The following is a 15,349-nucleotide window of genomic DNA, read 5'->3' as shown; positions in this document are numbered from 1 at the left end:
GTTTGTAGCTCTGCGGAACCTCGCCGTCACACTCGTTTGTCCTTTCGGATGCCATTGGGGCGATCTGATCAATGTGATCTATGTCTATCGTGATCATTTCGTGACCTCCGAACGTGAGCGACGTGACAGATTGATCGCGCCACGGGGGTGTTCGGCCGAACACTCCGCGTGGTTTCTTGTGTCTCGCGGAAGTGGGGTTCGGATGGTGTGGCACGGGGGCATGCGCCTGTGGTCTCGTTCGAGACGGTTGGTCGCGGTGGTCGCGGCGACGTCGTTGATGGTGAGCCTGTTGTCAGGCGCGCCGGCATCGGCTAAGCCGAAGGACGGAGAGGTGGCGAAGCCGCCGGCGGTGTCGCCGGGACGGTCGGTCAAGGGTGTCAAGCCGTCGCCGACGCGGTTCGTGACCCCGCCGGACGACGCGAAGTCCACCCACAAGCCGTCCCGGACGCGGTGGCCGCAGGCGGCGTCGGGACGGTTGGAGCTGACCGCGCCACAGCAGCGGTCGGTGGCGCCGGGCAAGGCGCGTGCCACGGGTACGCCGGTCTGGGTGCAGCCCGTGGCGGCGAAGGACGGTCGGTACGCCGGCCCGCGACGCCTCGACGTGCGCATCGCCGACCGCAAGGCGACCGAGGCCGCGGGCGTGGACGGCGTGCTGCTGTCGGTCGCCCCGGACGTGTCGTCGGGGGCGGTGCGGGTCGGCGTGGACTACGCGCAGTTCGCCGAGGCATTCGGCGGCAACTACGGGTCGCGGTTGCGGCTGGTGCGGCTGCCCGAGTGCGCGCTGACCACGCCGAGTCTGGCCTCGTGCCGCGCGGGCGAGCCATTGGCGTCGGCCAACGACGTGGCGGCGAAGACGGTGTCGGCCGAGGTGCCGATGGCGGGCTCCGAAGCGAGCGGCGCGACGGTGCTGGCCGCGATCGCCACGGCGGGTGAGGAGGGCGGCAAGGGCGGCACGTACGCGGCGACCGACCTGAAGCCGTCGGGGTCCTGGACGGGCGGGGGCAGCACCGGGTCGTTCACCTACTCGTACCCGGTCACCGTGCCTCCGGCGGCGTCGGACCTGGTGCCGACCGTCGCCCTCTCCTACGACTCGGGCAGCGTCGACGGGCAGACCGCCTCCACCAACGCGCAGTCGTCGTGGGTCGGGGACGGCTGGTCGACCCCACGCTCGTACGTCGAGCAGACCTTTGCGTCCTGCATGGACGAGCCGGGCGGCAAGCCGTCCCCCGTCAAGACCTACGACCGCTGCTACGACGGGCCGATCCTGACGCTGTCGCTGAACGGGTCCTCCACGTCGCTCGTGTGGGACGCGGTCAAGAAGGTGTGGAAGCCGGAGTCCGACAACGGTGAGGTCGTCACCCACGTGACGAACTCGAACAACGGCAGCGGCACCTACAACACCGACTACTGGCGGGTGACCCTGCGCAGCGGCGTCACCTACGAGTTCGGCCGAAACCGGCTCCCGGGCTGGGCCTCGGGCAAGGCCGAGACCAAGTCGGTCGACCACTCTCCGGTCTACTCGCCGCACGCGGGCGACCCGTGCTACAACGCGGCCGGGTTCTCCTCGTCGGTGTGCACGATGGCGTACCGGTGGAACCTGGACCACGTCTACGACGCCCACGGCAACGCGATGGCCTACTACTACGACCAGGACGTCAACCACTACGGCCGGAACAAGGGCACCACGGACGTGGCCTACATCCGCGACAGCAGCCTCGCCCGCATCGACTACGGCTTCACCGCCGGCAACGCCTACGGCACCGTGCCCAACCGGATCGTGTTCAACACCGGCGACCGCTGCCTCTCGGGGACCTGCCAGCCGCTGAACTCGACCAACAAGGCGAACTGGCCGGACGTGCCGTTCGACCTGATCTGCAACTCCGGTGTCGACTGCGACAACTGGAGCCCCTCGTTCTTCTCCACCGTCCGGCTGACCTCGATCGAGACGCAGCAGTACAACCCGGCCACCTCGGCGTACGAGAAGGTCGACTCGTACGCCCTGTCGCACACCATGCCGGCCACCGGCGACGGCACGTCGCCGACGCTGTGGCTGTCGGGAGTCACCCGCACCGGCCACGACACGAGCGCAGGCGGATCCACGAGCGCGATCAGCCTGCCGTCCGTGTCGTTCACCGGCACCAAGCTGGCCAACCGCGTCGACACCACCGGCGGCCTGCCGAACTTCTACCGGCAGCGCATCGCCACCGTCACCACCGAGACCGGTTCGGTCATCTCTCCCAGCTACGAGCTGCCCGTGCCCTGCACGGCACCGGTGACGACCGATCCGGCGAGCAACACCAAGTCCTGCTACCCGGTCTACTGGACGCCGGACGGCTACACCGAACAGTTCCGGGACTGGTTCCACAAATACGCCGTCACCCGGGTCACCTCCACCGACCCGACGGGTGGGGCGCCAGCGCTGGCGACGAGCTACAAGTACCTGGGTGGGGCGGCGTGGCGCTACGACGAGAACGAGGTCGTCAAGGCCAAGTACCGCACCTACGGCCAGTTCAGGGGCTACGCCAAGGTGCAGACCCTCAACGGTGACGGCGTCAATGACCGCCGCACCCTGTCCGAGGTCGCCTACTACCGCGGCATGTCGAAGAACAACAACACCACGGTGGTGAACCTGACCGACTCCGCCGGCGGCACCCACGAGGACGTCGACGAACTCGTCGGCAAGGAGTTGGAGAGCACCCGGTACCTGGGCGAGGGCGGCCGGATCGACTCCTCGACGATCACCTCGTACTGGGTCTCCGGCGCGACCGCGACCCGGTCGCGGACCGGACTGTCGGCCCTGACGGCGCAGTGGGTCGAGCCGGTCAAGACCTACAGCCGGCAGGCGGTCATCAGCGGCGGCTCGGTGACGTGGCGGTACACCGCCACCGACAACAGCTACGACGCCAACACCGCCAGCGCCACCTTCGGCGTGCTCAAGCACACCTACACCTACACCGTGCCGGCGAACCCGGCGCACGACCAGTGCACCACCTACACCTTCGCCCCGGTCAACGCGGCGAAGAACCTCGTCGGCCTGGTCAGCCAGGCCGAGACCGTGTCGGTGGCGTGTGGCGGCTTCACCCAGGGCAGTCCGGCCTCGGAGCCCGGCAGCGCCAACACGCTCACCGCCCCGACCACGGTCAACCGGCCGGCCCAGGTGGTGAAGGCCGAGCGCAACTTCTACGACGACACCACCTTCGCCACGACGTTCCCGCAGACGACCGCCCCGACCAAGGGCGACGTCACCATGACCCAGGTCGCCAGGGACCACACCGGTGGCGCCTACGCCTGGCAGACCACCGAGCGGTCGACCTACGACTCCTACGGCCGGGTCGTCGACGAGTACGACGCCAAGGGCAACAAGACCACCAACGGCTACACCATGAACGCCGTCAACCTGGTCACGGGCACCTCGACCACGAACGCGCTGGGCCAGTCGGTGTCCGCGACCGTTAATCCGAGGCGCGGCTCGACACTCACCACGACAGACGCGAACAAGCTGGTGACGAGGCAGCACTACGACGCGCTGGGCCGCAACACCGCCGTCTGGTTGAACTCGCGGGCCACGAACACGCCGGCGAACCAGAAGTTCGCCTACACCGTGTCGAAGACCGGCGTCACGGCGGTCACCAGCGACAAGATCAATTCGCAGCAGGGCTACCAGACCAGCGTCACGATCTATGACGCGCTGCTGCGGACCCGCCAGACCCAGTCGATGACGCCGCAGGGCGGTCGGATGGTCAACGACACGTTCTACGACAGCCGCGGCTGGACCCGCGCGTCCTACAACGGGTGGTGGGACGCCACCACGACCCCGACGGTGAGCACCCCGGCGTCTGCGGCGGACCTGCACAAGCAGGTGCCGAACCAGACCTTCACCACCTACGACGGCCTCGGCCGGGCCGTGATCGTGCAGGCGGCGAAGGACGGCGTCACCGTGTCCAGGACGACGACCGTCCACGGCGGCGACCGCAGCACGGTCGTCCCGCCCGAGGGCGGCGTGGTCACCGCCACGATCACCGACCCGGTTGGCCGCAAGAAGGAGCTGCACGAGTACAGCGCCCGGCCGACGGTCACCACGCCGGCGGACACGTTCACCGGCACGTTCACCGTCACCGGCGGCACCGCCACGATCAGCAGGTACGGTTACGACGGCCACGGCAACCAGTCCACGCTCACCGACGCCGAGGACAACGTGTGGACCTCGACCTACGACCTGCTCGGCCGGGTCGTGGCCAAGTCCGACCCCGACGCCGGTGACAGCACCATGCGCTACGACGCCAACGGCAACCTCGAGCAGTCGACCGACGGCCGGGGCAAGACGCTGTCGTACACGTACGACGCGCTGAACCGCAAGACCGGCGAGTACGCCGCCACGGTCGAGAACCAGTCCTCGGCCAACCAGCGGGCCGCCTGGGTGTACGACAACAGCAACGCCGTGGCCGGGGTCACCAACGCCATCGGCAAGCTGACCACCACCACCGCCTACCGGGGTGGCAAGGCGTACACGACCCAGCAGAAGGCGTTCGACGCCTTCGGCAGCTCCCTCGGGGCGACGGTCACCATCCCGGACACCGAGGGTGCCCTCGCCGGGTCGTACGCATTCGGGCACACCTACCACTCCCTGGTCGGGCTGCCGATGACCGACAGCTACCCGGCAAAGGGCAGCCTGCCCACCGAAACGGTGTTCCGCAGCTACGGTGGCGTGCTCGACCTGCCCAAGACCCTCGGTGGGCTTGCCGGCTACACCAACGACGTCAGCTACGACGCCTGGGGGCGGGTCGATCAGCAGAAGATCGGCACCGCCACCAGCTTCGCCGCCGTCACCAACACCTACGACATCCACACCGGCCGGCTGACCAACCAGCTCGTCACCCGCTCGACGGCGACCCCGTCGACCGTCGACGAGCAGGAGTACAGGTACGACCTGGCCGGCAACATCACCCGCAAGGTCAGCAAGCGGAACGGTGGCACCACGCCGGCCGAGACGCAGTGCTACGGCTACGACGGCCTGGCCCGGCTCACCGAGGCCTGGACCGCCACCGACGCGTGCGCCGCCGCGCCGACCGACGCCAACAAGGGAATGGTCGGCAACGCCATCGGGGCCGGCAGCGCCTACTGGACCAGCTGGCAGATCGACGTCGTCGGCAACCGCACCAAGCAGGTCGAGCACAACCTCACCGGCGGCGCGGACACCACCACCACCTACACCTACGACGGCAACGGCCAGAACAAGCCCCACACCCTGACCTCCACCAGCACCACCGGCGGGGCGACCGGCTCCACCTCCTACGCCTACGACGCCGCCGGCAACACCACCGGCCGCAACGCCGCCCAGGGCAACCAGACCATGACCTGGGACGACGCCGGCAAGCTGACCGGAGTCACCGGCGGCGCCAGCGGCGACAACACCTTCGTGTACGACGCCGACGGCAACCTGCTGCTCCAGAAGGAACCGGGCAAGACCACCTTGTACCTACCGGGACAGCAGCTCACGCTCAACACCGCCACCGGCGTGATCGACGGGGACCGTTACTACGCCCTGCCCGGCGGCGGTAGCTGCATCCGCAGTGGCAGCGGCACGGCGTACTCTTTCGCCATCGCCGACCACCAGGGCACGCCGTCGCTCTATCTCGACAACACGGCCCAGAACCCGACCTGGCGGCAGTACACGCCGTACGGCGCGGCTCGCGGCGCGGCAGTGACGGCGCCCGACAACCGCGGCTTCCTCAACAAGCCGATGAGTCCGACCGGACTGACTATCGTCGGCGCCCGCGCCTATGATCCCGCCATCGGCCGGTTCGTATCGGTCGACCCCTTGCAGGACACAGCGCAGCCGCAGCAGTGGAACGCCTACTCGTACGCCAACAACACGCCGGTCACCTCCAGCGACCCGACTGGCATGATCCCTGAAGACTGCCGTCACTTCGACTGCTACGGCTATGACCCTCGACCGCTGAAGAAGGGTGACGGACGCGGTGCGGGAGGGTGCCATGGAGGCTGTGGTACCAAGAAGAATGTTTCTTGGGGAAAAAAGCGCCATCTGGGCAGCACCAAGTCCAAGCCTGGCAAGTATGTGCCGCCCGCGAGAAAAACGCCGCCGCGGAAGAACCCGTTCTTCGGGGTGGGGCCGGGCCTTGATCCAAGCGTTGGTCGTTCCCAGGTATGTGTCTTCAATCGGTGTGTCGGTTGGCAAGCGGGCGGTTGGTGCGTGGATTGCATGGTGATGGAGTTGGGGCGGCGGGCTCAAGATGCTGTTGAACCCCTGAAGGCTGTTCATCGCTATGGTCAGATCAATGCATCCGCATGCTTCATGTTCTGTATTGGCTTCACCTACCAGGATGGTTACGTGAGCAGTACGGCTGGCATGGGGGTGGGTCTTGGGGTCAGTGCGACCGTCGGGGGCGTCAGCGCAAGGCCCTATCAGCAAAGCCCGAAGGGCTGGCAGACGTGCTTCGGTGATGGCCCTGGCGGCTGCTATACCGGCGGTGTAAAGTCCGGCGGGAAAGATCAGAACGGTCATGCGAAGACCTACCACGGTATGAGTGTCGGTGTTGGCATGTCACTGTGGGTGGGTGTTACCTACAATTTCTGGGGCACGCAAATTGGCGGTGACGACGGCTGGTGGCTTCCGGATATGGAAGAGGATTGAGTAAGGGGGCGTCGTGATGTGGCGAGGGGTGATTAGTATTCTGTTGGGTGCTCTCTTGATGACAATAGGAGCAGCCCTCGCGCTGAATTACCGAGGGATTGCGACGAAGCACATAGCGCTCGCTATGGGTGTCGTGCGCCCATTGACGTCGTCCAGAAAACTGATGTGGGAGGACGAGCAACTCGTCAGACGGCGGAAGTTCTTCGTCTTGTTGGACAGGTTTATTGGAGTGCTGATGATTCCAGTGGGCATGGTGATGCTGGCTACCGGCGGGCAGTACTTGCTGCGATTAGCATGAAAAAGGGCCTCTTAGCTTGAGAAGGGGACGGCCGGCGCTCCATGACAGCGCTCGGTGTCATTCAGGGAGCAATCTGCTCTCGGGACACCGAGCGCTGCCTTGCAGATGCCTCTGCCGCGGCGGAGGCATCTGTGCGAGTTCTGCGTCGGTGTTGAGTACCTCCGCCCAAGTGCCGCTGGCCGGCGGCCCTTCCGGTGGTCCTTCAGAGCAGGGCGGGACGATGGGTGCGAAGATCCACGCGGCGAAGCCGTGGGTGAAGCTGGGCGTCAGCCCGTTCGGCATCTGGCGCAACGCCGGCACCGACCCGCTGGGCTCGCGTACCACCGGCCTCCAGTCGTACGACGCCATCTACGCCGACCCCCGGCGCTGAGTGCGGGAGGGTTGGGTCGATTACATCGCCCCGCAGCTCTACTGGCACATCGGCCACTCGGCGGCCGACTACGCGGAGCTGGTCCGCTGGTGGTCCGAGACCGTGACCGGCACCGACGTGCAGTTGCTCGTCGGGCAGGCCACCTACCGGGCCGGGGCGGCCGGGCAGGACGCGGCCTGGCAGGACCCGGCCGAGCTGACCGACCACCTGACGCTCAACCGCACCTACCCCCGGGTCCTCGGCGACATCCACTTCAGCGCCAAGGACGTCCGCGCCGACCGGATCGGCGCCGTCTCCCGGGTGGCGACCGACCACTACCGCCGGCCCGCGCTGGCGCCGGCCGGGGTGGGCGGCGCCGCGCCCGCCGCGCCCAACCTCACCTCGGCCGTACGCGGCACGGCCGGCGTGACGCTCAGCTGGCAGCGCGGCGCCACGGGCAGCACGGCCGCGTACGCCGTGTACCGGCTGCCCGGCGACGGCGCGGTCGACCCCTGCGACCTCGCCGACGGCCGGCACCTGCTCGGCACGGTCCGCGCCTCGGGCACGACCGGAACGTTCACCGACGCCACCGCCGCGGCCGGCTCGACGTACCGCTACCTGGTGACCGCCCTCGACCGGCTGCACCACGAGAGCCCGGCCAGCAACGCGCGGGTGGTCACCGGCACCGGCGGCACGTTCAGCGTGATCGTGGACAACGCCACCGCCGGCGGCTTCACCGCCGCCGCCACCTGGGGCACGTCGTCGTACCTCCCGGCGCGCTACGGCGCGAACTACCGGTTCGCCAGCCCGGAGGCGGTCAGCGACCCGGCCTGGTTCACCGCGACGCTGCCCGCCACGGGCAGCTACCGGGTGGAGGTCTGGCACCCGGCCGACCCCGGCTACAACAGCGCCGCGCCGCACCTGGTGGCGACGGCGAACGGGACCGTGACGGTCAAGGTCGACCAGCGCACCGGCGGCGGGCAGTGGCGGGTGCTGGGCACCTACGATCTCGCCGCGGGGACGCGCCAGGTCGTCGGGGTCAGCCGCTGGACCAGCGCCCAGGGATACGTCGTCGCCGACGCCATCCGAATCACCCGCCTCTGACCCGCACCGCCACGTCCCCCGTCGTACCGGCCCGCCGATCTTGCAGTTTCAGCCCCGACCTTCTGGTCTTTCGGGACATATCTGGGGCAGAAACTGCAAGATCGCGGCTGGTGGCGGGGGGGCGGGGGGTGGTGGGTGGGTGGGGTCAGGCGTGGTGTAGCCAGAGGACGGCGAGGGGCGGCACCTGGAGGGCGGCGGACGCCGGCAGGCCGTGCCACGGCACCGCCTCGGCGTGCACCTCGCCCAGGTTGCCCACCCCCGACCCGCCGTAGTGGTGCGCGTCGGTGTTCAGCACCTCCGTCCACGCCCCGCCGGCCGGCAGGCCGATCCGGTAGTCGTGCAGCGGCCGGGCGGAGAAGTTCGCCACGCAGACCAGGGTGGAGCCGTCGGGGGCGATCCGGACGAACGAGACGGCGTTGTTGGCCACGTCGTCCCCGGCGATCCAGCGGAACCCGGCGGGCTCCGTGTCCTGCGCCCACAGCGCCGGGACGTCCCGGTAGACGCGGTTGAGGTCGCCGACGAGGCGCTGCACGCCGGCGCGGGCCGGGTCGTGCAGCAGGTGCCAGTCGAGGCCCCGCTCCTCGCTCCACTCCCGGTCGTCGGCCAGCTCGCAGCCCATGAAGAGCAGCTGCTTGCCCGGGTGCGCCCACATGTACGCCAGCAGGGCGCGCACGGTCGCCAGCCGCTGCCAGGTGTCGCCGGGCATCTTCCCGGCCAGTGAGCCCTTGCCGTGCACCACCTCGTCGTGGCTGATCGGCAGCACGTAGTTCTCGCTCCAGGCGTACGCCAGGGAGAACGTGAGCTGATGGTGGTGGTGCTGCCGGTAGATCGGGTCCTTCGAGGTGTAGAGCAGGGTGTCGTGCATCCAGCCCATGTTCCACTTAAAGCCGAAGCCCAGCCCGCCGGTGTCGGTGGAGCGGGTGACCCCGGGCCAGGCGGTGGACTCCTCGGCGATCATCAGCACCCCGGCGTGGTGCTTGTAGACCGTCGCGTTCACCTCCTGCATGAACGCGATGGCCTCCAGGTTCTCCCGGCCGCCGTGCACGTTCGGTGCCCACTGCCCCTCCTGGCGGGAGTAGTCCAGGTAGAGCATCGAGGCCACCGCGTCGACCCGCAGCCCGTCGACGTGGAACTGCTCACACCAGTAGAGCGCGTTGGCGACCAGGAAGTTGCGCACCTCCCGGCGACCGAAGTCGAAGACGTACGTGCCCCAGTCGGGATGCTCGCCGCGGCGCGGGTCGGGGTGCTCGTAGAGGGGCGTGCCGTCGAAGCGGGCGAGGGCCCACTCGTCCTTGGGAAAGTGCGCCGGCACCCAGTCGAGGATCACGCCGATGCCGGCGGCGTGCAGCCGGTCCACCAAGTGGCGGAAGTCGTCCGGGTCGCCGAAACGGGACGTCGGCGCGTAGTAGCCGGTGACCTGGTAGCCCCACGAGCCGCCGAACGGGTGTTCCATCACCGGCAGGAACTCCACGTGGGTGAAGCCCAGCCCGGTGACGTACGCGACCAGCTCCTCGGCCAGCTCCCGGTAGCCCAGCCCGGGCCGCCACGACCCCAGGTGCACCTCGTAGACGCTCATCGGCTCCTGGTGCGGCTGCCGCCGCGCCCGCCGCGCCAGCCAGTCGGCGTCGCTCCACTCGTACGTGGAGTGGTGCACCACCGAGGCGGTGGCCGGCGGCACCTCCGCGTACGCCGCCAGGGGGTCGGCCTTGTCCCGCCACTGCCCGTCGGCGCCCAGGATCCGGTACTTGTAGCGGGCCCCGGCCCCGACGCCCGGGACGAAGATCTCCCACACCCCGCTGGAGCCGAGCGAGCGCATCGGCCAGCCGTCGTCGGGCCCCCAGCCGGCGAAGTCGCCCACCAGCCGGACGCCCCGCGCGTTCGGCGCCCACACGGTGAACGCCACGCCCTCGTCGAAGACCCGGGCGCCGAGGGCCTCCCAGAGGCGCTCGTGCCGGCCCTCGCCGATCAGGTGCAGGTCCAGCTCGCCGAGCGTGGGCGGGTAGCGGTAGGGGTCGTCGTGGGGCCGGCCGTCGACCTCGATCCGGTAGTCGAGCACCTCGCCCGGCACCGTCGCCTCGAAGACCCCGGCGTCGTGCGCGCGCCGCATCGGGTGCCGCTCGCCGCCGACCAGGAGGGCGACGTCGGCGGCGCCCCGGCGCAGCGTGCGCACGATCGTGCGCCCGTCGGCGGGGTGCGCGCCGAGGACGGCGTGCGGATCGTGCGTCGCGCCGGTGATCAGCTCGTCCATCGGGCGTCGTCCTCCTGGGCGGGGGCGGTCGGGGCGGTGCCGCCCGAGAGGTCGTCGGGCACGCTCTCGACGGTCAGGTCCGGCGCGCCGGACGCCGGCGCCGGGCCGGCGTCGGGACCGGCGACCGGTCGCCGCACGGTCAGCACGTGCGCCGGTTGCAGGTACGGGTCGAGGCGTACGGCGTTGCGCTGCCCCCAGTCGTAGCTGGCGCCGGTCAGCTCGTCGTGCACCGTGAACCGGTCGTGCCAGTCCAGCCCGAGCGCCGGCATGTCGAGCGTGGTGTTGCCCCACTGCACGCCCTGCGGGTCGAACGAGCAGACCACGACGACCGTGTTGCCGGTGTCCGGGTCGTGCTTGGACCAGCAGAGCAACGCCGGGTTGTCGATCTCGTGGAAGACCAGGTTGCGCAGCTGGTGCAGGGCCGGGTTGTCCCGGCGCACCCGGTTGAGGGTGGCGATGAACGGGGCGAGTGAGCGCCCCTGCGCCTGCGCGCCGGCCCAGTCCCGGGGGCGCAGCTCGTACTTCTCGTTGTCGAGGTACTCCTCCGCGCCGGGGCGGGCGACGTGCTCGAACAGCTCGTAGCCGGCGTACATGCCCCAGGAGGGGGAGAGCAGCGCGGCCAGCACCGCCCGGATCTTGAACATCGGCGGGCCGCCGTGCTGCAACGACGAGTGCAGGATGTCCGGCGTGTTCGGCCAGAAGTTCGGCCGCATGTGGTCGGCCGCGGCCACCAGTTCCTCGCAGTACGCCCGCATCTCGGCGGCGGAGGTGCGCCAGGTGAAGTACGTGTACGACTGGGTGAAACCGATCTTGCCCAGGCCGTGCATGATCGCCGGCCGGGTGAACGCCTCGGCGAGGAAGAGCACGTCCGGGTCGACCCTCTTCACCTCGGCGATCAGCCAGTGCCAGAAGTCGAACGGCTTGGTGTGCGGGTTGTCGACGCGGAAGATCCGGATGCCCTCGCCCACCCAGTGCAGCACCACCCGCAGGATCTCCGCCCGGATGCCCTCGGGGTCGTTGTCGAAGTTCAGCGGGTAGATGTCCTGGTACTTCTTCGGCGGGTTCTCCGCGTACGCGACGGTGCCGTCGGCCCGGGTGGTGAACCACTCCGGATGCTCGGCGACCCAGGGGTGGTCCGGGGCGCACTGCAACGCCAGGTCCATCGCCACCTCCAGGCCCTGCTCGGCGGCGGCGGCGACGAAGTCGCGGAAGTCCTCCGCCGTGCCCAGGTCGGGGTGGATGGCGTCGTGGCCGCCCTCGGCGGCGCCGATCGCCCACGGGGAGCCGACGTCGTCCGGCCCGGCGGTCAGCGAGTTGTTGCGGCCCTTGCGGTTGATCCGGCCGATCGGGTGGATCGGTGGCAGGTAGAGCACGTCGAAGCCCATCGCGGCGACCCCGGGCAGGCGCTCGGCGGCGGTGGCGAAGGTGCCGGAGCGGGCCGGCGCGTCGACGGTCGCGGGGATCGCCCCCTCCGAACGGGGGAAGAACTCGTACCAGGCGGAGAAGAGCGCCCGCCGTCGGTCCACCCAGAGCCGGTGCTCCTCGCCGGTGGTGACCAGCTCGCGTACCGGATGCCGCCAGAGCAGGGCGGCCAGCTCGAGCGCCGGGGCGACCCGGCGGGGCAGTTCCAGGCGCTCGTCACGCAGCGCCGCCACCGCCGCCGTCACCCGGTCGACGTCGCCCGCCGGCACCAGCTCGGCCGCGGCCGTCAGCACCCGGGCGCCCTCGGCCAGGTCGTTGGCCAGCTCCGCCGGCCCCTGACCGGCGGCGATCTTCTTGGTGACCGCGTTCTGCCAGGTCAGGTAGGGATCCTGGAACGCCTCGACGGTGAAGGCCCACTCGCCGACCGCGTCGGGGCGGATGACCGCGTGCCAGCGGTCCTGGCCGGGCTCGCCGGGGCGCATCCGGGTGAACGGTCGGGCCCGCCCGTCGGGGCCCAGCCACACCACGTTGCAGCCCAGCGCGTCGTGCCCCTCGCGGTAGGCCCGCGCCGACACCGGCACCGGCTCGTCGACGACCGCCTTGGCCGGGTAGCGACCGCAGGAGACGACGGGGGAGACGTCCTCGATCGGGAAGCGACCAGTCACCGCTTCAACCTACTGCGGGAGATCGTCTCGCGCTCGGTCAAGCGCCTCCTTCCGGCCCGCGCGGGCGCCGCCACCGCCGGGCCTCGCGCCCCCGCGACGGTCGTGGGGCGGGAGGCCCGGCCGTGGCGTACGCCGGGCGGCCGGAGCTAGACCCGGGTGACCCGGACGGCGTCGGCCACGACGTAACCGGTGGCGTTGGTCCACCGGCTCACCGCGACCAGGTTGCGGTCGCCGGCGGCGAGCGGGAAGGTGCCGAGCGAGCGCCAGACGCCGCCGTTGGCGCGCTGGTCCACGTTGACCGTCTGGTTGCCCGAGGAGGTGACGACGACGTGCGGGGCGGCGCTGCTGTAGCCCGGGTCGGCCGGGTGTCGTACCTCGATCCGGTAGTTCCCGGCGGCCGGGATGGCGACCTTGAACCAGGCGGCGTCGCTGGCGGGGGTGGGGGTGGCGAAGCGGTAGTCGGCGCCGTAGCGCTGGCTGGAGTAGGTCGAGGTGCCCCAGTTGGTGCTCGCCGTGAACCGCCCCGCGGTGGCGTTGTCCACGATCGCGCTGAAGCCGGGCGGGTTCGGGCTGCCCAGCCCCAGGTAGGCGGCGATGCCCTCGGCGTGGCCCCGGGCGGTGGCGGTGATGAAGTCGGCCCGCTTGAGCAGGTTCGCGTCGGCGAGGGTGTCGATGAAGAGGTTCTCGGTGAGCACCGCGGGCATGTTCGTCTCGCGCAGCACGTGGAAGTTGGCGGTCTTGAGCCCCCGGTCGACGACCGAACCGACGGACCGCATGCCGGCGAGCACCCTCGGGTGCAGCGCGTTGTGCAGGTTCACGGTGGCCGCGTCCGCCGTCGGGTACCGGTAGCTCTCGAAGCCGGTGCCGCCGCCGGAGTTGATGTGCACGCTGACGAAGAGGTTCGCGCCCCAGGCGTTGGCGTCGTCGGTGCGGTAGGTCAGGCTGCGGGTGATGTCGGTGGTCCGGGACATGCGGACGTCGACGGCCCAGTTGGCCTGCAGGATGTCGCGCAGTTGGAGGGAGATGTCGAGCGTCAGGGCCTTCTCCTGCAGCCCGTTGCCGACCGCCCCGGGGTCAGTGCCGCCGTGGCCCGGGTCGATGTAGACCTTGGGCGACGCGGCCAGCGCGCGGCCCCCGAGGACGGGGACGGCCGCGACGCCGGCGAGGGCCGCGAGCAGGGTACGCCGCCGCAGCGCCGAGTCATCGAACATGTGCACCTCGCTTGGGGAATCACCGAAGAGATCAACGATTCCCGGAATATAGCGGAGCATCGATGCACATGAAAGATGTCTACGTCCGTGGATCTGACGCGCGAAGATTTCCGTCCAACCGGCCCTCCTCAGCCGGCGGCGCCCACCGACCGGTACACCTCCAGCGTCCGCCGCGCCACGGCGTCCCAGGAGAACCGGTCGACCGCCCGGCGCCGGCCCGCGAGCCCGAACCCGGTCGCCCGCTCCGGGGCCGCCAGCACCTCGTTGATCCGCGTCGCCAGGTCGGCGACGAACCGGCCCGGGTCAAGCGGCCGGCCCGAGCCGTCGGACGCCTGCTCGATCGGCACGAGGAGGCCGGTCTCGCCGTCGGCCACGACCTCCGGGATGCCGCCGGTCGCGGTCGCCACCACCGCCGTCTCGCAGGCCATCGCCTCCAGGTTGACGATGCCCATCGGCTCGTAGACCGACGGGCAGACGAAGACGGTGGCGTGCGTGAGCACCTGGACGACCTCGTGCTTGGGCAGCATCTCGGCCACCCAGACCACGCCCGAGCGGGTCGCCCGCAGCTCGGCCACCAGCCCCTCCACCTCGGCGGCGATCTCCGGCGTGTCGGGAGCCCCGGCCAGCAGCACCAGCTGGGTGTCGGCCGGCAGCTCCCGGGCCGCCCGCAGCAGGTAGGGCAGCCCCTTCTGGCGCGTGATCCGCCCCACGTAGACCACGCTGGGCCGGGCCGGGTCGATGCCCAGCCGGTGGACCACGTCCGTGCCGTGGTCCGGGGAGTACTCGTCGGTGTCGATGCCGTTGTGCACCACCCGGACCCGGTCCGGGGCCACCGCCGGATACGCCTTCAGCACGTCGCGCCGCATCCCCTCGCTGACCGCGATCACCGCGTCGGCGGCCTCGAACGCCGTGCGCTCGCACCAGGAGGAGAGCGCGTAGCCGCCGCCGAGCTGCTCGGCCTTCCACGGCCGCAGCGGCTCCAGGCTGTGCGCCGTCACCACGTGCGGCACCCCGTGCAGCAGCTTCGCGGCGTGCCCGGCCAGGTTCGCGTACCAGGTGTGGCTGTGCACCACGTCGGTGCCGGCGCACGCCGCCGCCATCTCCAGGTCCACGCCCATCGTCCGCAGCGCGGCGTTCGCGCCGGTCAGGCCCGCCGGCTCGGCGTACGCGGTGACGCCCGGCTCGGTGCGCGGCGCGCCGAAGCAGTGCACCCGCACGTCGGCGAGCCGGCGCAGCTCCCGGGCCAGGTACTCCACGTGCACGCCGGCCCCGCCGTACACCTCCGGCGGGTACTCCCGGGTCAGCAGATCGACGCGAAGGTGTGCGGAATCCGTCATCCCCCGCACCCTAGTGCAGGAGTGTGCCCGTACGAGTGGTGAAGTCCCCGGCGGATGGTTAGC

7 protein-coding genes are annotated in these 15,349 nt (G+C 70.3%); 3 read left to right on the top strand and 4 right to left on the bottom strand.

The features are described from left to right. Positions 1–331: 331 nt before the first annotated feature. The 3 genes from ACWENR_RS08085 (at position 332) to ACWENR_RS08075 (ending at position 8,403) form a co-directional block, all read left to right on the top strand. Positions 332–6,652, top strand: coding sequence for an RHS repeat-associated core domain-containing protein (locus tag ACWENR_RS08085; RefSeq protein WP_452276302.1), 6,321 nt, complete (start codon positions 332–334; stop codon positions 6,650–6,652). Between the two features lie 518 nt (positions 6,653–7,170). After that, entirely contained in the window at positions 7,171–7,320 is a 150-nt protein-coding gene (locus ACWENR_RS08080; protein ID WP_452276301.1) for a hypothetical protein, read from the top strand. Then, positions 7,321–8,403, top strand: a complete 1,083-nt coding sequence (locus ACWENR_RS08075) for a golvesin C-terminal-like domain-containing protein (RefSeq protein ID WP_452276300.1) — start codon at positions 7,321–7,323, stop codon at positions 8,401–8,403. 145 nt (positions 8,404–8,548) lie between these two features. Here ACWENR_RS08075 and glgB read toward each other — a convergent pair whose 3' ends face one another. The 4 genes from glgB to glgA all read right to left on the bottom strand — a co-directional run bounded on the left by glgB (position 8,549) and on the right by glgA (position 15,286). Further along, on the bottom strand, positions 8,549–10,651 hold the full coding sequence (gene glgB, locus ACWENR_RS08070) for a 1,4-alpha-glucan branching protein GlgB (protein ID WP_452276299.1): 2,103 nt from the start codon (positions 10,649–10,651) through the stop codon (positions 8,549–8,551). Beyond that, a complete protein-coding gene (locus tag ACWENR_RS08065; protein WP_452276298.1) occupies positions 10,639–12,738 on the bottom strand; it encodes a maltotransferase domain-containing protein in 2,100 nt (699 codons plus the stop codon). The genes glgB and ACWENR_RS08065 overlap by 13 nt, the downstream gene beginning before the upstream one ends. 146 nt (positions 12,739–12,884) lie before the next feature. Further along, on the bottom strand, positions 12,885–13,949 hold the full coding sequence (locus ACWENR_RS08060) for a golvesin C-terminal-like domain-containing protein (protein ID WP_452276297.1): 1,065 nt from the start codon (positions 13,947–13,949) through the stop codon (positions 12,885–12,887). 128 nt (positions 13,950–14,077) lie between these two features. Next, entirely contained in the window at positions 14,078–15,286 is a 1,209-nt protein-coding gene (glgA, locus tag ACWENR_RS08055; RefSeq protein ID WP_452276296.1) for a glycogen synthase, read from the bottom strand. Between the last annotated feature and the right edge of the window lie 63 nt (positions 15,287–15,349).

Source organism: Micromonospora sp. NPDC004336 (assembly GCF_053602615.1).
Note: the sequence above shows the minus strand (reverse complement) of the source record. Positions and strands in the feature narration are given on the sequence as shown.